Below are 20,064 nucleotides of genomic sequence, written 5' to 3'. Positions count from 1 at the left end.
TGATTGCGTGGCCCCTCACGACGACGACCACCTGGCACGGATGCGGGTGGAATACGGTTCGGTGGAGAAGGACGGCAGTGGCGACCTCGATGCGGATTGGCTCGCGGACGGCTGGGTTGCGCTGCTGCGCAAGTGGTTAGCCGACGCCGAGGACGCAGGCGTGGCGGAGCCGAACGCGATGGTGGTGGGCACCACCGATGCGCGCGGCCGTCCGTCCACCCGCTCGGTGCTCTGCAAGAGCGTCGACGACGACGGCATCACCTTCTTCACCAACTACGACTCCAACAAGGGTGAGGACCTGGCCGCGATGCCATACGCCTCGGCTACGTTCCCCTGGTTCCTGCTCGGCAGGCAGGTCCACGTCCGCGGCCTGGTCACCAAGGTGTCCGCGGCGCAGACCGCCGACTACTGGTCGAAGCGGCCGCGTGGTTCGCAGCTGGGCGCGTGGGCCTCACACCAATCCGCACCGATCGCCTCGCGCGCCGCGCTGCTCGAGCAGTTGGCCGACGTGACAGCACGATTCGCCGATCTCGAGGAGATCCCGGTGCCGCCGAACTGGGGTGGATACCTCATCGCGCCCGAGCTCGTCGAGTTCTGGCAGGGCCGGGAGAACCGGATGCACAACAGGATTCGCGTCTGCAACGATGCCGAGCTGCCAGTGGCCATGCACAACAGCCGCATCGAGCGGTTGCAGCCCTAGGTGGGACGGCTCTTAGCCGACACCACGCCGCTGCGGACACCCGATTTCCGGCGGTTGTGGCTTGCGGGAATCGTCACGGTCGTCGGCGCCAACCTGACCATCTTTGCGGTGCCGGTGCAGCTCTACGCGCTCACCCAGAACTCGGCCTACGTAGGGCTTTCCGGTCTGTTCGCGCTCGTTCCCCTGATCGTGTTCGGCCTGTGGGGCGGCGCGTGGGCCGACGCGATGGACCGGCGGCTGTTGCTCATCATCTCGTCGTGCGGCCTGGCCGTGGCGTCGGTCCTGTTGTGGGTGCAGGCCGCGTTGGCGATGAACAACGTCTGGGTGGTCCTGTGCCTGCTCGCGGTCCAGCAGGCGTTCTACGCGATCAACTCACCGACGCGCGCGGCCGCGATTCCGCGCATGCTGCCCGACGGTCAACTGCCCGCGGCCAACTCGCTGAACATGACCGTCATGCAGTTCGGCGCCATCGTCGGGCCGCTGTTGGCCGGGGTGATGCTGCGCTGGGTCGACCTGTCCACGCTGTATCTGATCGACGCGATCACGTGCATCGCGGCGATCTGGGCGACGTTCCGCCTGACCTCCATGCCACCCAGCGAGAGTGCCCGCGGCGCGCCGGGTTGGGGATTCGGTGCGGTGCTCGACGGGTTCCGCTACCTCGCAGGCAACCGGGTGGTGCTGATGTCGTTCGTCGTCGACCTGATCGCGATGATCTTCGGGATGCCGCGCGCGCTGTTCCCGCAGATGGCGCACGAGAGCTTCGGTGGGCCGATCGAGGGCGGCACCACGATGGCGTTGCTGGCGGCGGCGATGTCGGTGGGCGCGGTGGCGGGCGGGCTGTTCTCCGGCTGGCTGCCCCGGGTCCGAAGACAGGGGCTTGCGGTGGTGGCCTCGATCGTGGTCTGGGGTGTGGCGATGGTCGGCTTCGGCGTCGCCGGAGGGTTCGCCGGTGGTCATGTCGGTCTGTTCCTCTGGATCGCGTTGATCTGCTTGGCGATTGGCGGCGCGGCGGACATGGTGTCGGCGGCGTTTCGCTCGACGATCCTGCAGCAGGTGGCCTCCGATGATCTTCGGGGCCGGCTGCAGGGGGTGTTCACCGTCGTCGTTGCGGGCGGACCCCGGCTGGCCGATGCGGTGCACGGCGCCACCGCGGCGGCGGTCGGCACCACGGTCGCCGCTGCGGGCGGCGGAGTACTGGTGGTGATCGGCATGGTGGCCTGCGCTCTGTTGGCGCCCACGTTCATCCGCTACCGGGTGCCCGCGGCCGACAAACGGTGACCTAGGGGGCCAAGTGTCTGTGCATGCCAGTTTCTAAGCGGGCTCTTAGCTTCGCTGGTTAGCATCCGAATTGTGCCTGATGTGAGGGGGGAGGCATCCCTCGGCCTGCGGGAACGTAAAAAGCTCCGGACGCGAGCAACCCTGATCGACGCTGCCGTCGACCTTTGCGATCGCCAGGGATTCGACCGCACCACCGTCGACCAGATCGCCGCGATCGCCGACGTTTCGCCCCGCACGTTCAGCCGCTACTTCGCCACCAAGGACGCCATCGCACTGGCCCTTATCGACGAGGTGCTGGACAGAACGGCCGTCGAACTGGCCCGCCAACCCCGCGAGCTCAATCATTTCGAGGCGTTGCTGAAGGCGTATCTGGCGATGGCGAAATCGGCCAAGGCCGCCCCGGCCGGGGAGCTGTCGGCGGACCGGGTGATGTGCATCGTGCGGATCATGCTGTCGTCGCCCACCTTGAGGCAGGCGGCGCTGGAATACCGTGCCAACTCCGTCGATGCCGAACTCGCCAGGCGGATGGGTGCGGAGGTCGAGGATCGCGGGCCGAGGCTGGTCTCAGCCGTCGGCGGTTCGGTACTCATGACGGCGCTCACCGACCTGGCCGCGGAGACCGGGGACTGGTCCCAGCTGACCATCGACGATGTAGCGCAGCGTCTGGAAGAGACATTTGCCGAGTTCACCGGCCTCACGACGGGCAATCGACAGGCGGTCTGAGCATCTGGCGGAACCCCCGCGGGCGGGACTGGTGGAATGGGACTACCTTTTGAGGGGCATACCCGAGATGTTCTCGATATTCCTTGCAACGTAGAAGGGATCCCCGTGGCCGAAAAAGACGAGCACGCCACTCTCAACTATCCCGGTGGCGAGCTTGAATTGGACGTCGTCCACGCCACCGAAGGCTCCGACGGCGTCGCCTTGGGTTCGCTGTTGGCCAAGACCGGCTACACCACGTACGACGAGGGTTTCGTCAACACCGCGTCGACGAAGAGCTCCATCACGTACATCGACGGTGACGCCGGGATCCTGCGTTATCGCGGGTATCCGATCGAGCAGCTCGCGGAGAAGTCGAACTTCATCGAGGTCAGCTACCTGCTGGTCTACGGGGAGCTGCCGACGGCTGAGCAGCTCGAGGCGTTCACGACGCAGATCCAGCGGCACACCCTGCTGCACGAAGACCTCAAGCGGTTCTTCGACGGTTTCCCGCGCAACGCGCACCCGATGCCGGTCCTCTCCAGCGCCGCGAATGCGCTGAGCGCGTACTACCAGGACTCGCTGGACCCCTTCGACGACGAGCAGGTCGAGCTGTCGACCATCCGCCTGCTGGCCAAGATGCCGACGATCGCGGCGTACGCCTACAAGAAGTCGGTGGGCCAGCCGTTCCTGTATCCGGACAACTCGATGAGCCTCGTCGAGAACTTCCTCCGGATGACGTTCGGCCTGCCCGCCGAGCCCTACGAGGTCGACCCGGAACTCGTCCGCGCACTCGACATGTTGTTCATCCTTCACGCCGATCATGAGCAGAACTGCTCGACGTCGACGGTGCGGCTGGTCGGCTCGTCGCAGGCCAACCTGTTCACGTCGATTTCCGGTGGCATCAACGCGCTATGGGGTCCGCTGCACGGCGGCGCCAACCAGGCGGTGCTCGAGATGCTGGAGAAGATCCGGGTCGGCGAGGACGACGTCCAGACGTTCGTCAAGAAGGTCAAGAACAAGGAAGACGGCGTCAAGCTCATGGGCTTCGGCCACCGGGTCTACAAGAACTACGACCCGCGGGCGCGCATCGTCAAGGAGCAGGCCGACAAGATCCTCGGCAAGCTCGGCGGCGACGACGAGCTGCTGGACATCGCCAAGGAGCTCGAAGAGATCGCCCTCACCGACGACTTCTTCGTCGAGCGCAAGCTCTACCCCAACGTCGACTACTACACCGGCGTGATCTACCGGGCCATGGGCTTCCCGACCCGGATGTTCACCGTGCTGTTCGCACTGGGCCGGCTGCCCGGGTGGATCGCGCACTGGCGTGAGATGCACGACGAGGGTGGCGGCAAGATCGGCCGTCCGCGTCAGATCTACACCGGCTACACCGAGCGCGACTACATCAACACCAGCGCCCGGTAGCTCAACTCTGCGAGGTACGTCACTTGCGATAACGCTTGCCTTCTGGACAGTTGTAGTTTCACAATAGTTGTGTGAATGAAACTATCGTCCGCTCGATGAGCAGCCGGCGCAAGGCCATCATCCTGGTGACCTGCTGCCTGAGCCTGCTGATCGTGTCGATGGACGCGACGATCGTCAACGTCGCCATTCCGAACATCCGCGCGGATCTCGGCGCATCCGCGTCGCAGCTGCAGTGGGTCATCGACATCTACACCCTGGTGCTGGCGTCGCTGCTGCTGCTGGCCGGTGCGGCGGCCGACAGGTTCGGTCGCAGGCGCACGTTCCAGATCGGCCTGACGGTGTTCGCGTTCGGCTCGCTGATGTGCAGCCTCGCGCCGAACATCGAGACGCTGATCGCGGCACGCTTCCTGCAGGCCGTCGGCGGATCGATGATGAACCCGGTGGCGATGTCGATCATCACCCAGGTTTTCACCGGCCGCGTCGAGCGCGCCCGCGCAATCGGCGTCTGGGGCGGCGTCGTCGGCATCTCGATGGCGCTGGGCCCGATTGTCGGTGGTGCGCTCATCCAGTACGTCGACTGGCGGGCGGTGTTCTGGATCAACCTGCCGATCTGTGCGCTCGCGATCCTGCTCACGGCGATCTTCGTGCCGGAGTCCAAGTCGGTCACGATGCGCGACGTCGACCCGGTCGGCCAGGGCCTCGGTATGGCCTTCCTGTTCGGCATCGTCTACGTACTCATCGAAGGTCCGAACTTCGGCTGGGCGGACGTCCGCACCATCGCCGTGGCCGTCGTCGCGGTCGTCGCGCTCATCGGCTTTTTGGCCTACGAGTCGCGGCGCCACGACCCGTTCATCGATCTCCGGTTCTTCCGCAGCATCCCGTTCGCGTCGGCGACCGTGATCGCGGTATGCGCGTTCGCCGCGTGGGGTGCCTTCCTGTTCATGATGTCGCTGTACCTGCAGGAGGAGCGTGGCTACTCGGCCTTGACCACGGGGCTCATCTATCTGCCGGTAGCCATTGGCGCACTTGTCTTCTCGCCGCTGTCCGGCCGGATGGTCGGTCGATTCGGCGGCAGGCCGTCGATCGTCATCGCAGGCACCCTGATCACCGTTGCGACGGTTCTCCTCACCACGCTGACCGCGACGACGCCGGTATGGCAGCTGCTCGTCATCTTCGCGGTGTTCGGCATCGGCTTCTCGATGGTCAACGCGCCGATCACCACCGCGGCGGTCAGCGGCATGCCGACCGATCGGGCCGGGGCCGCGTCGGCGATCGCGTCGACCAGCCGTCAGATCGGCGTCAGTCTCGGTGTGGCACTGTGTGGTTCGGTCGCGGGGTCGGCGCTGGCGACCAAAGGTGCGGACTTCACCGTAGCCGCGCGAGTGCTGTGGGTGATCCTCGCGGTGCTCGGGCTGACGATCGTGGTGCTCGGCATCTACTCCACCTCGCCACGTGCGCTGCGTTCGGCCGACCGTCTCGCTCCGCTGATAGCCGGGACCGATGCCCGACGGGAGATCGCCGATGTCAAGTAACCCGTTGGCCGACGAAGTCTGGCGCGCCATGGCGTCTCTGGTGATGGACAACCGGGACAGCTGGAAGCGGGCCGTGGTGGAGCGTTCAGGGTTGCCGTTCAGCAGGATTCGCATACTCAAGCGATTGAGTCGGCAATCGATGTCGGTCAAGGAGCTGGCGCATGCGGCGACCATCGACGCGCCTGCGGCGACGGTTGCCGTCAACGATCTCGAAGATCGGGGACTGGTGGTGCGCGAGATCGATCCGGCGAATCGGCGGTCGAAGACCGTATCGCTCACCGAAGCGGGCCGCGCGATGGTGCGCGAAATCGACGCGATCAACGATCCGGCGCCCGATGCTCTGGCCGGACTCGACGCCGCCGAACTCAAATCGCTGAAAGCGATTCTGGTGCGCATACAGTCGCTCAGCGGTCGTTAGCGCACCGAAATCACATCTCCAGCAGTGCCATCGCGGCGTTGTGCCCGCCGATGCCCGAGACCGCTCCACCGCGACGTGATCCTGAGCCACACAACAGAATCCGGTCATGGGCGGTAGCCACCCCCCATCGCCGCGCGGGAGTGTCCAGTGGCTCGTCGTCCTCGGCGAACGGCCACGACAGCGCGCCGTGGAAGATATTGCCCGCCGTCATGCCCAGCGAGTGTTCGAGATCCGCCGTCGTCTTCGCCTCGATGCACAGCCGGCCCGCCGCGTCCTGCATCAGCACGTCCTGAATGGGTTCGGCCAGAACAGAGTTCAGCGAATTGAGCGCAGCGGAGGTCAACGTGTCCCGCGTCCGGTCGGGGTCGCCCGCTGCGACCAACGAATGCGGTGTGTGCAGGCCGAACACCGTCAGCGTCTGGGCGCCGGATGCGCGCAGCTCGTCGGACAGGATGGTGGGATCGGTCAGCGAGTGGCAGTAGATCTCGCACGGCAGTGGGTCGGGCACCACGCCGTGGTCGGCGCGCGTATACGCCGTCTCGAGTTGGCGATAGGTCTCGTTGATGTGAAACGTCCCGCCGAACGCCTGCTCCGGTGTGACGGTCTGGTCGTGCAGTCGCGGAAGCCTTTGCAGCATCAGATTGACCTTCACCTGCGCTCCTGGCGCCTGGGCCGTCGTAGGTTCGCCGAGCAGTGCGGCCAGCACGGTCGGAGTCACGTTGGCCAGCACGTGTCCGGCGTGAACGCGGCGCTCCTGGCCGTCGCGACGGTAGCGCACCGTGCCGTCGGGGTCGATGGCGTAAACCTCGGCACCACAGATGATTTCGGTGCCGAAGCCGGTGGCCGCGGCGGCCAGGGCGCCACTGACCGCACCCATGCCTCCGATCGGGACGTCCCAGTCGCCGGTGCCACCGCCGAGCAGGTGGTACAGGAAGCAGATGTTCTGCGCCAATGACGGGTCGTCGGTGCGGGCGAACGTGCCGATCAACGCGTCGGTGGCCATCACGCCACGCACGAGGTCGTTCGAAACGGCGTCGGTGATGGCGTGCCCGATCGGTTCGTCGACCATCAAGCGCCATGCGGCGTCGTCGCCCACATGCTTGCGTGCCTCCTCGCGGGTGCACAGCGGCCGCAGCAGCGTCGGCCACATCTGCGATGTCAGCACACTGCAGCGTCGGTAGAAGTCCTCGAACCCGGCCTCGTCACCGTCCGCACCCACCGCGCCGAATGTCGACGACGGTCCGATCAGCAGCCCGGTGTGGCCGCCGGTCTCGGGGTCGGGCGTGTACGAGGAGTAGCGCCGGCGCACCAGCCGCACCCGGGCGCCGAGGTCCTCGACGATGCGCCGGGGCAGCAGGCTCACCAGATACGAGTAGCGCGACAGCCGCGCGTCGACGCCGTCGAAGGCGTGCGCGGACACCGCTGCACCGCCGACGTGGTCGAGCCGCTCCAGCACCTGCACGCGCCTGCCCGCACGGGCCAGGTACGCGGCAGCCACCAGCCCGTTGTGCCCGCCGCCGACGATGACGACATCAGATGTCGCGGCCGTGGCGGCTCCGGTATCAGGCCGGCTCAGTTGAGGTAGCCCTCGACCTCGTCGGGTGGACGAACGCTCGCCGTCCCGGGATCGCCGCCGGTTTCACGAAGCGCCCGACGCTGGCGCAGCAGATCCCAGCACTGGTCCAGCTGGACCTCGACTGCTCGTAGCCGCTGATGCTCCTCGGACTCGTCGATCTCGCGATGCTGCAGCGCAGCCCGCAGCTTCTTTTCCTCGTCGACCAGTTCGTTGACCTGATCGAGAATGTCTTGGTCCTTCGCCATTGGTTCAGTGTGCCCGACTACGGTGACTCTCGTGACTTCCACTTCAGGACAGAAGCCAGAGATCGAGTTCCACGACGGCCCCCCGCCGGCCGAATTGGTCATCAAGGACTTGGTGGTCGGCGAGGGTGCTGAGGCAGTACCCGGTGGCACCGTCGAGGTGCACTATGTCGGCGTCGAGTTCGACACCGGCGAGGAGTTCGACAGTTCGTGGGCGCGCAACGAGTCGATCGAGTTCCCGCTGCGTGGCCTGATCCAGGGCTGGCAGGACGGCATTCCCGGGATGAAGGTCGGCGGACGGCGCGAGCTCGTCATCCCGCCGGAGCAGGCCTACGGGCCGGCAGGCGGCGGGCACCGGCTGTCGGGCAAGACACTTATTTTCGTCATCGACCTACTGGGCACCCGCTAGCTCGGACCGGGCAGCCTCAGTAACAGCCGGGCGCCGCCGAGCGGACTCTCCTCCAGAGAGGCTGTGCCGCCGTGCAATTCGGCCTGTTGGGCCACCAGTGCGAGACCGAGTCCGGAGCCTGACTGCGATGCGGTCGAGCCGCGGGAGAAGCGGTCGAACACGATCGTGCGTTCCTCGTCGGGTACGCCGACGCCGTCGTCGTCGATCGCGATCTCCACTCCGGCGCGCGAACTGACCGCCGACAGCTGCACCCGGGTGGCGCGACCGTGCTTGACGGCATTGGCGATCGCGTTGTCCACCGCCAGCCGGAGACCGGCGGGCAGCCCGACGATGATCACCGTCGGCGCGGGGATCAACGACACATCCAGTTCCGGGTACACGCGCATCGCGTCGTGCGCGGCGCGGTCCAGCAGCTCGGTGATGTCGACCGGCACGTGGTCGTCGGCGGTGGACAACTGACCCTGGGCCAGCCGCTCCAGCGCATTGAGCGTCGCCTCGATGCGCGACTGGGTGCGGATGACGTCGTTGACGACCTCCTCGCGCTGCTCCTCGGGCAGATCCAGGGTGGACAGCACCTCGAGGTTGGTCCGCATCGCGGTCAGCGGCGTGCGCAGCTCGTGTGCCGACACCGACGCGAAATCCCGCGCCGACGCCAGCGCGGCCTTGGTCTTGTCCTGCTCGTTCCACACTCGTTCGACGAGTCCCTGCACCGCCTCGGCGATCTCGACGGCTTCGGTGGCGCCGCGCACATCGATGTCGGGGTCCTCGTCGCCGGTGTCGATCTGCCGCGTCTGTTGAGCGAGGCGTTTGAACGGGCGGACGGCGAACGCGGCCAGCACCCACCCACCGACGGTCGCGGCGCCGATCGCCAGCGTGCAGATGATGATCACCCTGCGGTGCAGGTTGTTGATGTCGGCGATGGTCCCGTCATAGGTCGCACCGACAGCCACCGACATCGGCTCGGGCCGGGGGATGTCCACCGTGCGGACCCGGTAGCGCACACCGTCGACGTAGGTGTCGGCGTAGCCGGGCTCGAGCTGCGGCAGCACCACATCCGAGTTCGACGTCGCCTGCCCGCCCTTGCGCACGGTGATGACGGCGTCCTGATCGTTTGGCGACTTCGGGATCTCGTCGAGTCCGCGCGGCAGGAACGGAATCGCGAATCCCGCCGCCTCGTCGAGCCTGCGGTCGAGCCGCTCGTTCCAGGCGTCGGTGATGCCGAACCAGACCACCGTGCCCGCGACGACGACGACGATCGCCCCCGCGATGGCGCTGGTGAACGCCACCCGCTGCCGAAGGGACGGGGTACGGCGGAAGATCCGAGTCAGCAGACTCATCGCACTACTGCTGGCATTTCTTCATCGACAGCTCTTCGCGCAACCGCTCATCACTGCGTCCTCAGGACGAATCCCACTCCACGCACGGTGTGCAGCAGCCGGGGCGCGCCGCCGGCCTCGAGCTTGCGGCGCAGGTACCCGATGAACACGTCGACGACGTTGGTGTCCGCGGCGAAGTCGTAACCCCACACCAGCTCCAGCAGCTGGGCGCGCGAAAGCACCGCCGTCTTGTGCTCGGCCAGGACGGCGAGCAGGTCGAACTCGCGTTTGGTGAGGTCGACGTCGACGCCGTTGACGCGGGCACGTCGGCCGGGGATGTCGACCTCCAGCGGACCGACCTGGATGGTCTCCGACGAGAATGTCGCCGTCGAACCGCGCCGGCGCAGTAGCGCCTTGACCCGTGCCACGAGCTCCTGCAGCACGAACGGCTTGACCAGGTAGTCGTCGGCCCCGGCTTCCAGGCCCGCCACGCGGTCGTCGACCGAACTGCGTGCCGACAGCACGCAGACGGGGACGTCGTTGTCCATCGCGCGCAGCGCGGTGACCACGCTGACGCCGTCGAGGACAGGCATGTTGATGTCCAGCACGATCGCGTCCGGGCGGGTCTCCGTCGCGCTGCGCAGCGCTTCGGCGCCGTCGATCGCGGTGGACACATCGAAACCGGACAGCCGAAGACCACGCTCGAGCGAGGCGAGCACATCGGGGTCGTCGTCGACCACGAGCACCCGGGGTGAGGCTGCACCTTCCATGCCACTGGCCATGGCCCTCATCTTGCCCGATGGCGCCTCCCGCATGCGTCAGGCGCGTGAGTCCGGCGGTATCGCGGTTGCGGCGGTCTCGTCACCGCCGGGTCACAGCCACTGAAACGATCGGTTGATAGCAGGGCGGCCAAATTCGCACGCTGCTAGCTTCGACACTTGTGCCAGCTCCTCCGCCCCGGTTGATCGTCGAGCCCGATGACGGTGTGGAACCGGTCCGCGAATTGATCGTCTCAGCGCAGAACTCTCTGCTCATCAAGCAGTTCACCTTCACCGAGGAGATCCTCATCCAGGCGGTCATCGAGCGCCGCAATGCGGGTGTCGACGTGCGCGTCATGCTCAACCCCGCGCGCTCGGGAGGCGACCGGGCCAACGACGAGACCTTTGCGAAGTTCGCCGACGCCGGTATCGCCGTCAAGTGGTCCAACCCGAAGTTCTATGTCACGCACGAGAAGTCGATCGTGGCCGACGACAGGGCCGCTCTCGTCGCCACCTTCAACCTGTGCACGAAATACTTCACGGTGACCCGCGACTACGGCGTGATCACCCACGATCCGGTGCACGTCGCGCAGATCGTTGAGGTCTTCGATGCCGACTGGCGGGAGTCGGACTGGACCTGCTCGGCGTACGAGGGCCTGCTCTGGAGCAATTCCAATTCGCGCCTGCACATGGCGCATTTCATCGACACGGCCTCCCACCGGCTCGACATTCAGCACCCCAAATACGTCGACGCCGTCATTCTCGAGCGAATCGCGGCCGCCGCCGACAGGGGTGTGAAAGTTCATGTGCTGTGCGGCGGTAAGCACGGCATCAGCGAATGGGACATCCTCGACACGTTCGCGTCGCTGCGCACGCTGCGCCGGTTCGGCGTCAAGGTGCACAAGCAGAAGAACCTGCGAGTGCACGCCAAGCTGTTGATGGTCGACGACGAGAGGGCCCTCGTCGGCTCGATGAACATCGACCGCAGCGCCTTCGATCTGCGTCGTGAACTGGGAATCCTCATTTCGGATGCACCGACGGTGGCGCGTCTCAAGCAGGTTTTCGACTCGGACTGGGCACTGTCGCACCATTACGAGCCGCCGGATCCGTTGCAGCCGGCGCACCACCACGAGGACGATTTCCCGCACGACCACGAACTCATGCATGAGTGAGCCCGAGCCCGGGCTTGAGGAGGTCTCGCTGGTCGATCTGGCGTGGACGTTCAACCACATCGCGCTGGCCTCGTTCGGCGGCGGCCTGTCGGCCTGGTCGCGTCAGGTGCTCGTCGTCGAGAAGCAGTGGCTGGGCGAAGAGGAGTTCCTGTCCGCGATGACGATGTGCCGGATCCTGCCCGGTGCCAATCAGGTGAACATGGCGGTCTTCGCGGGCAGCAAGATGCGAGGGCTTCCCGGCGTGCTGGCGGCGTTGTTCGGCCTCTGTTTCGTGCCGGTGATCATCGTGACGGTGATGGCTTTTCTGTACTTCCGCTTCAAGGAGCAGGCTGCGGTCAAGGGTGTCCTGCACGGCGCGTCGGCGGCGGCCGTCGCCCTGACCGTGGCGATGGTGATCCAGACCGGGAGGAAGTGCCTGACGGGGCTGGTGCCGATCGCGCTGTTCCTGGCGGCGTTCGTGCTGAACGGCCTCATCCGGTTGCCTCTGCCGCTGACGCTGTTGATCGTCGCGCCGCTGGCCCTGTTGTGGGGGTGGCCGAGAAACCGTGGCGCACAGGCGTCATGAACACCTATCTCCAGATCGCCGGTATGTTCGCCGGGCTTTCTCTGCTTTCGATCGGCGGCGGGAATGCGGTGCTGCCGGATATGCATCGTCAGGCGGTCGCCGGCCATCACTGGCTGACCGACGCGCAGTTCGCGGACGTCTTCTCGATCTCCCAGACCGCGCCGGGCCCCAGCATCCTGATCGTGACGCTCGTGGGTTACGGCGCGGGCCTGTCGGTCGGTGGAGTCCCCGGCGCGATCCTCGGCGGACTCATCGCCACGATCGCCATGATCGTCCCGGCGGCCTCGCTGATGTACACCGTGACGCTGTTCTGGCAGAAGGCGCAGAAGTCGGAGTGGCGGGTCGCGGTCGAGAAGGGCTTCGCGCCGTTGACCGTCGGTCTGATCATGGCCACCTCCTTGGTGATGAGCCGGACCGCGGACCACGACTGGCGGGCCTATCTGCTTACTGCGGTGTGTACGGCGATCTTTGTGTTCACCAAAACGAACCCGTTGATCGTGGTGTTAGCCGCCGGCGTCATCGGTTATTTCGGGATTGTTTGACGCGGGCGGAAAAAAGCCTGCGGTTCGTCCAGCGGATAGGCGCGCGGACTGCTAAGCAGTAGGCGTGAATCCCACCCCCAGTAGTGCCGCCGCTGTCGTCGAGGGGTCGGATTCCACACCGGCGCCGCCGACGCCGCGCTCGATCCCGGATCGCTGCCGCGCGCTGATCAACAACCGCATCTTCGAGCTGTTCATCGTCGGCGTGATCGTCGTGAACGCCGTCGTGCTGGGTTTAGGGACGTATGACTCCATCGCGGGCCCACGCGAACCCCTGTTTGCCACGCTGTACGACGTCATCCTCGGCATCTATGTCGTCGAGCTTCTGATCCGGCTGACGGCGTATCGATGGAACCCGCGCGAGTTCGTCAAAGACGGTTGGAACATCTTCGACTTCATCGTCGTCGTCGCGTCCTTCGTCCCCGCGCTGCGGGCCAACGCGATGCTGCTGCGACTCGTGCGGTTGCTGCGCATCGTGCGCCTCGTGCGCTTCCTGCCGGACTTGCGCATACTCGTCTCGGCAGCGGGCAGAAGCGTGCCCGGTATCGCGTCGTTGGCGGCGGCGACGTTCGTGCTGATCTTCATCTACGGGATGGGCGGCTGGGTGCTGTTCGCCGCTGCGGATCCGGCCTCCTACGGCAATGTCGGCCAGTCGATGGTGACGATGTTCGTCATGCTCACGCTGGAGAACTTCCCCGACAACATCGCAATGGGCCAACAGGTTTCGCAATGGACGATCCTGTACTTCATCAGCTATGTGCTGCTCGCCAGCTTCCTGATCTTCAACCTCTTCATCGGCATCGTGCTGAACTCGATGGAGGAGGCCAGGGGGGCCGAACGCAAGGAGCACGAGACCGACGACCTGCTGTCTCGGCTTCGGGCCGCGCGGGAGGCGCTGGAGCAGGCCGAAGAGGAACTGCAGAAGACCCATCGCGACGACCGCTAGGCACGCCGCCGGCATGTCCTGAGTACGGACACTACGGTCCGGAACACCCTCGGTCGCAGCAGCTGACCGGCCCGGAAGCAATTGACCTCAATGTTTGTTGAGGTTTTACGGTTGCTGACAGCTGGTTATCCGCTTGCACACAATGGGAAGATGGACTAAATGACCGACTCCTTGAACGCGCTTCGCGCGGCGCCTGCGATCGCGCCGCCGCGCAAGCGCGCAAGGTCGAGCTCGGATCTTTGGCGGATGCTGCCCTATCTGTTGCCGTATCGCGTCCGCTGGGTCGCGATGCTCGTCATCGCGCTCCTGAGCCTGGTTGCCACCGTCGCCATCCCGCTGATGACCAAGGCCGTCATCGACGGTCCGGTGCGTCATCAGGACCAGCAGGGCCTGTGGCTGCTCGGTGCCGCGGCGATGGGCGTGGGCATCTCGGAGGCCGTGTTGTGGTTCATCCGGCGATGGCTGGTTGCGCGCGCCACCATGGGCGTGGAGGCCGATATCCGCAAGGACCTCTACGCCCGTCTGCAGATCCTGCCGATGTCGTTCCACGGCCGGTGGCAGTCGGGGCAGCTGCTGTCGCGAATCATGAACGACCTGAGCACAATTCGCCGGTTCATGTCGTTCGGCATGGTGTTTCTGCTGCTCAACGTCATCCAGATCACCGTGGTGACCGCGATCCTGCTCGCGATGTACTGGCCGCTCGGTGTGGTGGTGTTGCTGTCGATCGTGCCGATCGCGGCCACCGTGTTGCACTTCCAGCAGGAGTACACCCGCTTGTCGCGGCTGGCCCAGGACCAGTCCGGGCATGTCGCCACCCACGTCGAGGAATCGGCGCTCGGGCTGCGCGTGGTGAAGTCGTTCGGCCGTGAGGACTACGTCTACGAACGGTTCGACGACCAACTCACCAATCTGTATGACACCCAGGTCAGCAGGGTCTCGGTCTCGGCCAAGTTCTGGACGCTGCTCGAGATCATCCCGAACCTGACGCTGATCGTGGTGCTCGGTTTCGGCGCCTACGCGGCGGGCCACGGATACGTCACCATGGGCACGCTCGTCGCGTTCATCACGATGATGCTGTCGCTGGTCTGGCCGATCGCGTCGCTGGGATTCCTGTTGTCGATGACGCAGGAGTCGTTCACTGCGGCCAACCGCATCGCCGAGATCTTCGACGCACCACTGGAAATCGTCGACGGCCCCGACGACGAGGCGCCGTCGGGTGGCCGATTGGAACTCGTCGACGTCGGCTTCCGATTCCCGGACTCGGACATCTGGGCTCTGCGTCACGTCAACGCCACCGTGGAGCCGGGGGAGACGCTGGCGCTGGTCGGCTCGACCGGATCGGGTAAGTCCGTGTTGGCCTCGCTGCTGTCGCGGCTCTACGACGTCACCGAGGGCTCGATCCGCATCGACGACACCGACATTCGTGACCTGTCACTACCTGCACTGCGTGCGACGGTGGCGACTGCGTTCGAGGATCCGACACTGTTCTCCATGTCGGTGGCCGAGAACCTGCGGCTGGGCGCACCGGATGCGACGAACGAACAGATGGCCCAGGCGATCGAGGTCGCAGCCGCCCAGTTCGTCTACGACCTGCCGTTCGGCCTGGACACCCGCATCGGCGAGCAGGGCATGAGCCTGTCCGGCGGTCAGCGGCAACGGCTTTCGCTGGCGCGTGCGATCCTCGCCGCGCCGAGGATCCTCGTGCTCGACGACACACTGTCTGCCCTGGACGTGCACACCGAGGCCGTCGTCGAGGAGGCGTTGCGCCGGGTGTTGCACTCGGTGACCGGCATCGTCGTCGCACACCGGGCGTCGACCGTGCTGCTCGCCGACAAGGTCGCCCTGCTGGACGGCGGCACGATCACCCACATCGGCACCCACGCCGAGTTGCTCGCCACGGTCCCGCAGTACCGCTATCTGCTGGCCGCCGACGATGAGCTCGACGACGGCTGCGAGCGTGCGTGCGACTGGCAGGAGGACGAGGACCGCGGCAGGCTCGGCCAGGCCTACGAGGAGGCCGAAGCGCTCGACCGTCAGCGCGTCGAGCGGCGGTTCGTGACGTCGGAGGCTGAGGGCCGATGACCACGACCGAATGGCGCGGCAAGTTCGACGAGGACCAGAGCGACGACCTGCCGATCGACGAGAACCTCCCGCGGCGCCGCGAGGCCCGCGCGCTGCTGGGCTCGCTGTTACGGCCCTATAGCGGCACCGTTGCGCTGCTCGCGCTCGTCGTCGTGGTGGAAAACGCTGCACGCCTTTCTGTTCCGCTTCTGGTGCAGCGGGGCATCGACCGCGGCATCCCACCGATCGTCGATGGCGGTTCGGCGCGCATCCTCATGACGGTGGTGGCGACGCTGGGCGTCGTGGTGCTGGTGCAGGCCATCAGCAGGATGTTCTTCCTGCGGCGGTCGGGCCGCATTGGGCAGAAGGTTCTGCTGGAGTTGCGCCGCCGCGTGTTCCGGCACTTCCAGCGCCTCGACATCAAGTTCCACGACCGCTACACCTCGGGCCGGGTGGTGAGCCGGTCCACCAACGACGTCGAAGCCATCCAGGACATGCTCGAGACGGGTTTCGACAGCCTGATCACCGCGGTGCTCACGCTGATCGGGACGTCCATTCTGCTTGTGACGCTGGATGTTCGGCTCGGCCTGATGTGTCTGGCCGCCTTCCCGATCCTGGTGGCGCTGGTCTGGTGGTTCCGCGCCGAGTCGGCCAAGGTCTACCGCAAGGTCCGCGAGAGCGCGGCGCTGGTGATCGTTCAGTTCGTCGAGACGATGACGGGCATCAAGGCGGTGCACGCGTACCGGCGTGAACCCCGCAACCAGGAGATCTTCGAGGACATCGCCGACGATTACCGCGAGATCAACGAGAAGACCTTCCGGTTGCTCGCGATCTTCATGCCTGGCGTGAAACTGGTCGGCAACGTCACCACCGGTGTGGTGCTCCTGTACGGCGGCTACCGCGTGCTGCACGGCGAGATGACCATCGGCACGCTGGCGGCGTTCCTGCTCTATCTGCGGATGTTCTTCGAGCCGATGCAGGAGATCTCCCAGTTCTTCAACACCTTCCAGTCCGCCTCCTCGGCGCTGGAGAAACTGGCGGGCGTGCTCGCCGAACGGCCGGGAATCAGCGACCCGGAGCACCCCGTCGCGCTCGATAAGGTGCGCGGTGACGTCGCGTTCCACGATGTGCAGTTCTCCTACGTCGAGGACCGTCCGGTCCTACCGGACCTGGACTTCGCGGTGCCCGCGGGCCAGACCGTCGCACTTGTGGGGACCACCGGGGCGGGCAAAACGACGATCGCGAAACTCATTGCGCGCTTCTATGATCCGGTGTCGGGGTCGGTGACCCTTGACGGCGTGGACCTCCGTGACCTCGCGCAGACAGAGCTGCGTCGCCACGTCGTGATGGTCACGCAGGAGAACTTCATGTTCGACGGAACCGTGGCCGACAACATCCGGTTCGGCAGGCCCGACGCGACCGATGAGGAGGTCGTCGCGGCGGCCGCGGCGGTCGGCGCGGACCGGTTCATCGACGCGCTTCCCGACGGCTACGACACCGATGTCGCCAAACGCGGCGGACGCCTGTCGGCGGGCCAGCGCCAGCTGGTCGCCTTCGCCAGGGCCTTCCTTGCCGACCCCGCGGTGCTGATCCTCGATGAGGCGACGTCGTCGCTGGACATCCCCAGCGAGCGGATGGTGCAGCGCGCGCTGGAAACGGTGCTGGCCGACCGCACCGCACTGGTCATCGCGCACCGGCTGTCCACGGTGCAGGTCGCCGACCGGGTGCTGGTGCTCGAGCATGGCCGGATCATCGAGGACGGTGCGCCCGAGGAGCTGATCACGCGCGACGACGGCCGGTATGCCGCGCTGCACCGCGCCTGGGTGGAGTCGCTCGCCTGAGCGATTTGTGTGCGTTCGGGAGCGCTCACCGCTCCGAAACGCACACAAATCACGTGTCGGCCTGCGCCAGAAGGGTTTCCAGCTTGTCGTTGATGATGGGCATTTGCGACGTCAACACGGAGATGATCTTCTCGCGGGCCTTCTCGCTCACTCCTCCGGCGACGTGGTGCAGCACGTTGAGCCGCGACCTGTCGACCCACGCCATCATCTCGGGGTCGGTGAACCACTGCAGCTGGTTCTTGTTGAACGCCCGCATCATTCGCAGCCAGTCGATGGGATCGGACGGATAGGGCACGGGGTTGCAGTACGCGTTCTTCGTGGCGTCATCGGGGTACGTCGCTTCGACATGGCCGATGACGGCGGCACTGAACGCCGGTTGGCAGGTCCGCACCGCCTGCAGCGCGATCTGCTCATCAGTGAACACCGTCGCCGGTTCGATGTGGGCGAAACCGTCTGCGCTGCAGTCGATATAGAGCGCTGAGCCGTCGATGTCGAGGGTCCCTCCTTCGAGGGTGATGTGGCCCGGTTCGATCGACTTGACGTGGCCCATCCGGACGACGTCGGAAATCCGCCGGAGCTCTTCGACCTCGGCCTGCGACAGAATCGCGCACCGGTACATCGTGGGATCGATGGAGGCGTCGATGCGCATCAGGCAGCCCTTGGCCTCCAGACGGTCGAACAGGTCGGGAAGCGACTCCGCCTCGAGCACCGCGTTGAGCTGGGCGGAGAAGTCGCGCAGCACACGCTTGGCGAATTGCGAGCCCGGCTGAATCGCGGCGCGGTCCAGGATCCAGGAGTCGCGGGGTTTGATCCATGTCAGCCGTTCGGGCGGGACGCCGTGGCGCAGCAGCCACACGCACGAGTCCATCGCGGTCTTGCCCGCGCCGACGATGACGTAGCGATCGCGGGTGTCGCGGATGCGCGGCAGGTCGTTGGGCGGCACGCACTGGACACGATCGTCGACGGCGTAGGACGGGCCGCGCATCGACGGCACGATGATCTCGACGTGGGTGGTGACGAGGCGCTGCGCGCGCACTTCGAAGTCCTCGCCGCTGAATGTGCGCACTCGGCCGTCGCCGACGTACTCGCTCATCGGCAGGTAGGTCACCCGGCCCGTCGGCAGCAGATGGTTGCGCATCACGGCGTCGAAGTAGGCGCAGACCTCGCCGCCGCTGGCCAGCTCGTAGTAGCCCGCGTTGAAGCCGGTCTGGTCGATGGTGTCGCTGCCCAGGTTTCGCGAGTTCACACCGTAATACGCCGACGGCTGATGAAGCCGCACGAACGGATAGGCCGTGGTCCAGTGGCCACCGGGCTGATCGTGGCGATCGACGATCACCACCGTGGCGTCGGACTCGGCCACCAACGTGTCGGTGAAGGCCAGCCCCATCGCGCCCGCGCCCACGACGAGGTAGTCGGCCTCGATCGTCTGTCCCATTTAGCGGATCCCGTCGAAGAAGGTGGCCACGTCGTCGACGAAGAGCTCCGGCTGTTCGAACGCCGCGAAGTGGCCACCGCGCGGCATATCGGTCCAGTGGGTGATGTTGTAGCCGGCCTCGCACCACTGGCGCGGTGCCTTGAGGATCTCCTTCGGAAACGACGCGATTCCTGTCGGCAGTTCGACACGGTCGAACCCGCCGAAGAAGTTGAAGCTCTCCCAGTACAGCCGGGCCGACGACGCACCCGAGGCGGTCAGCCAGTAGAGCATCACGTTGTCGAGCATCTCGTCCTTGGTCAGAACGTTCTCGGGGTCGCCGTCGCTGTCCGTCCAGGACCAGAACTTCTCGACGATCCACGCCAGCTGGCCCACCGGGGAGTCGACCAGGCCATAGCCGACGGTCTGCGGACGTGTCGACTGCTGCTTGGAGTAACCGGAGTCCCAGTCCGCGTAGTACTTACCCGCCTCCAGCGCGGCCTTTTCCTCCTCGGTCGGGTTGTCCAGATTGCCGGAGGGAAAGCCGAGCGGCATGTTCACGTGGATCGCGGCGCAGCGGCCGATGTCGCCGCCGGAGCGGCTCCGGCGGCCGCTATTGCGCCCGATCTGGGTGGTGACGGCCGCGCCCCAGTCACCGCCTTGGGCGCCGAAGCGCTCGTAGCCGAGCCTGCCCATCAGCGTGTCCCACGTCGTCGCGATCTTCTCGATGCCCCAGCCCGTGCCGGTGGGCTTGCCTGAGAAGCCGTATCCCGGCAGTGACGGGCACACCACGTCGAACCCCTGCTCGGTGAGCGGCTCGATGACCTTATGGAATTCGACGATCGATCCGGGCCAACCGTGGGTGATCAGCAGGGGAAAGGCATTCTCGCGCTTGGACCGCTGATGGATGAAATGGATGTTCAGACCGTCGATTTCGGTGGTGTAGTGATCGAAGCGGTTCAGCGCTTCTTCGCGGGCGCGCCAGTCGTAGTCGTTGGCCCAGTACTCGGCCAGCCTGCGGGTGTAGGCCAGCGGTATGCCCTGGTTCCAGTCGTCGACGCATTCGGGGTCCGGCCATCGCGTGCGGGCCAGGCGGGCCTTCAGATCGTCGAGATCGGCGTCTGGAATCGCGATGCGAAATGGGTTGATCAGCGAGGACTCGGCCATGCCCCCATC

19 protein-coding genes are annotated in these 20,064 nt (G+C 66.0%); 13 read left to right on the top strand and 6 right to left on the bottom strand.

Features of this window, described 5'->3' with window-relative positions:
- Positions 1 to 40: 40 nt before the first annotated feature.
- From pdxH to AB4Z42_RS25375, 6 genes are all read left to right on the top strand, one after another.
- Entirely contained in the window at positions 41 to 700 is a 660-nt protein-coding gene (pdxH, locus tag AB4Z42_RS25400) for a pyridoxamine 5'-phosphate oxidase (RefSeq protein ID WP_442012029.1), read from the top strand.
- A complete protein-coding gene (locus AB4Z42_RS25395; protein WP_442011995.1) occupies positions 701 to 1,978 on the top strand; it encodes an MFS transporter in 1,278 nt (425 codons plus the stop codon). It abuts the gene before it with no gap.
- A gap of 72 nt (positions 1,979 to 2,050) precedes the next feature.
- The gene (locus AB4Z42_RS25390) at positions 2,051 to 2,701 is read left to right on the top strand and encodes a TetR family transcriptional regulator (RefSeq protein ID WP_442011994.1); all 651 of its coding nucleotides are present in this window, start codon (positions 2,051 to 2,053) and stop codon (positions 2,699 to 2,701) included.
- Positions 2,702 to 2,806: 105 nt separating this feature from the next.
- Entirely contained in the window at positions 2,807 to 4,102 is a 1,296-nt protein-coding gene (locus AB4Z42_RS25385; protein WP_442011993.1) for a citrate synthase, read from the top strand.
- A 95-nt stretch (positions 4,103 to 4,197) separates the two neighbouring features.
- Entirely contained in the window at positions 4,198 to 5,634 is a 1,437-nt protein-coding gene (locus AB4Z42_RS25380; RefSeq protein ID WP_442011992.1) for an MFS transporter, read from the top strand.
- The gene (locus tag AB4Z42_RS25375) at positions 5,624 to 6,052 is read left to right on the top strand and encodes a MarR family winged helix-turn-helix transcriptional regulator (protein ID WP_442011991.1); all 429 of its coding nucleotides are present in this window, start codon (positions 5,624 to 5,626) and stop codon (positions 6,050 to 6,052) included. Before AB4Z42_RS25380 ends, AB4Z42_RS25375 begins: the two co-directional genes overlap by 11 nt.
- A gap of 10 nt (positions 6,053 to 6,062) precedes the next feature.
- Here the strand turns inward: AB4Z42_RS25375 and AB4Z42_RS25370 are convergent, their stop codons facing one another.
- Together AB4Z42_RS25370 and AB4Z42_RS25365 are read right to left on the bottom strand one after the other, a co-directional pair.
- Positions 6,063 to 7,628: a phytoene desaturase family protein gene (locus AB4Z42_RS25370; RefSeq protein WP_442012028.1), complete on the bottom strand. Its 1,566-nt coding sequence runs from the start codon at positions 7,626 to 7,628 to the stop codon at positions 6,063 to 6,065.
- Positions 7,625 to 7,873 carry a DUF2630 family protein gene (locus AB4Z42_RS25365; protein ID WP_442011990.1) on the bottom strand — a complete coding sequence of 83 codons (249 nt, stop codon included), beginning with the start codon at positions 7,871 to 7,873 and terminating at the stop codon, positions 7,625 to 7,627. The genes AB4Z42_RS25370 and AB4Z42_RS25365 overlap by 4 nt, the downstream gene beginning before the upstream one ends.
- Before the next feature lie 22 nt (positions 7,874 to 7,895).
- On the opposite strand from AB4Z42_RS25365, the gene AB4Z42_RS25360 reads away from it, so the two are divergent.
- Positions 7,896 to 8,279, top strand: a complete 384-nt coding sequence (locus AB4Z42_RS25360; RefSeq protein ID WP_442011989.1) for an FKBP-type peptidyl-prolyl cis-trans isomerase — start codon at positions 7,896 to 7,898, stop codon at positions 8,277 to 8,279.
- Here AB4Z42_RS25360 and AB4Z42_RS25355 read toward each other — a convergent pair.
- Positions 8,276 to 9,616, bottom strand: a complete 1,341-nt coding sequence (locus AB4Z42_RS25355) for a sensor histidine kinase (protein ID WP_442011988.1) — start codon at positions 9,614 to 9,616, stop codon at positions 8,276 to 8,278. The two genes, AB4Z42_RS25360 and AB4Z42_RS25355, sit on opposite strands and share 4 nt — an antisense overlap.
- Before the next feature lie 50 nt (positions 9,617 to 9,666).
- A complete protein-coding gene (gene prrA / locus AB4Z42_RS25350) occupies positions 9,667 to 10,377 on the bottom strand; it encodes a two-component system response regulator PrrA (protein WP_442011987.1) in 711 nt (236 codons plus the stop codon).
- Between the two features lie 158 nt (positions 10,378 to 10,535).
- Between prrA and AB4Z42_RS25345 the strand changes: the two genes are divergently transcribed.
- From AB4Z42_RS25345 to AB4Z42_RS25320, 6 genes are all read left to right on the top strand, one after another.
- The gene (locus AB4Z42_RS25345) at positions 10,536 to 11,525 is read left to right on the top strand and encodes a phospholipase D-like domain-containing protein (RefSeq protein ID WP_442011986.1); all 990 of its coding nucleotides are present in this window, start codon (positions 10,536 to 10,538) and stop codon (positions 11,523 to 11,525) included.
- Positions 11,518 to 12,090, top strand: a complete 573-nt coding sequence (locus tag AB4Z42_RS25340) for a chromate transporter (RefSeq protein ID WP_442011985.1) — start codon at positions 11,518 to 11,520, stop codon at positions 12,088 to 12,090. Before AB4Z42_RS25345 ends, AB4Z42_RS25340 begins: the two co-directional genes overlap by 8 nt.
- Complete coding sequence (locus AB4Z42_RS25335) at positions 12,087 to 12,632, top strand: chromate transporter (RefSeq protein WP_442011984.1); 546 nt, start codon at positions 12,087 to 12,089, stop codon at positions 12,630 to 12,632. The genes AB4Z42_RS25340 and AB4Z42_RS25335 overlap by 4 nt, the downstream gene beginning before the upstream one ends.
- 64 nt (positions 12,633 to 12,696) lie before the next feature.
- Positions 12,697 to 13,575 carry an ion transporter gene (locus AB4Z42_RS25330; RefSeq protein WP_442011983.1) on the top strand — a complete coding sequence of 293 codons (879 nt, stop codon included), beginning with the start codon at positions 12,697 to 12,699 and terminating at the stop codon, positions 13,573 to 13,575.
- 159 nt (positions 13,576 to 13,734) lie between these two features.
- Entirely contained in the window at positions 13,735 to 15,657 is a 1,923-nt protein-coding gene (locus AB4Z42_RS25325; protein WP_442011982.1) for an ABC transporter ATP-binding protein, read from the top strand.
- Positions 15,654 to 17,477 (top strand): ABC transporter ATP-binding protein, encoded by a 1,824-nt coding sequence (locus AB4Z42_RS25320; RefSeq protein WP_442011981.1) that lies wholly within the window; start codon positions 15,654 to 15,656, stop codon positions 17,475 to 17,477. Before AB4Z42_RS25325 ends, AB4Z42_RS25320 begins: the two co-directional genes overlap by 4 nt.
- A 49-nt stretch (positions 17,478 to 17,526) precedes the next feature.
- Here AB4Z42_RS25320 and AB4Z42_RS25315 read toward each other — a convergent pair whose 3' ends face one another.
- Entirely contained in the window at positions 17,527 to 18,912 is a 1,386-nt protein-coding gene (locus tag AB4Z42_RS25315) for an NAD(P)-binding protein (protein ID WP_442011980.1), read from the bottom strand.
- Positions 18,913 to 20,055, bottom strand: coding sequence for an epoxide hydrolase family protein (locus AB4Z42_RS25310; RefSeq protein WP_442011979.1), 1,143 nt, complete (start codon positions 20,053 to 20,055; stop codon positions 18,913 to 18,915).
- Positions 20,056 to 20,064 lie beyond the last annotated feature (9 nt).

The organism is Mycobacterium sp. 2YAF39 (genome assembly GCF_052114565.1).
In the GTDB taxonomy this organism is placed as follows: domain Bacteria; phylum Actinomycetota; class Actinomycetes; order Mycobacteriales; family Mycobacteriaceae; genus Mycobacterium.
Note: the sequence above shows the minus strand (reverse complement) of the source record. Positions and strands in the feature narration are given on the sequence as shown.